1 protein-coding gene is annotated in these 405 nt (G+C 62.0%); it reads right to left on the bottom strand.

Features of this window, described 5'->3' with window-relative positions; all coding sequences use genetic code 11:
• The coding region (locus ALO64_RS13730) for a replication initiation protein (protein ID WP_174517444.1) at nt 1-405 on the bottom strand (405 nt) is incomplete at both ends.

Below are 405 nucleotides of genomic sequence, written 5' to 3'. Positions count from 1 at the left end.
CTCCACCGCGCTCGCCAGTTCGCCCAGTTCGCCCAGTTCGTATATGTGGCTGTGGAATTCGGTCGTCTCCCACCAAGGGTGACCCGGTGTCTTGGCCACAGGGCCACCGTGGTAGTCCACGTCCGCGTCGAGGCGAACGGCAAACGCTGCATAGATCGCCTTCATGTACTGAATCGGCTTTGTCCGTGCGTTCTCGGTGGTGCAAACGGACGGCACGGCGTAGAACAACTGGGAGTGGCCGCTTTTGCGGTTACGCACCATCAGGTTTGGCGCGGGCAACCCCGCATCGTCCCAGGCCAAGGCGTTGGCATGGTCCAGGTCGAACACCAGCCACGACACCATGCCGGGGCGATTGACCTGCATATAGGGGTAACGCAGGGCGTATTCACGAGGACGGACGCGAGT

It is taken from the genome of Pseudomonas meliae (genome assembly GCF_001400515.1).
Lineage (GTDB): Bacteria > Pseudomonadota > Gammaproteobacteria > Pseudomonadales > Pseudomonadaceae > Aquipseudomonas > Aquipseudomonas amygdali.
Note: the sequence above shows the minus strand (reverse complement) of the source record. Positions and strands in the feature narration are given on the sequence as shown.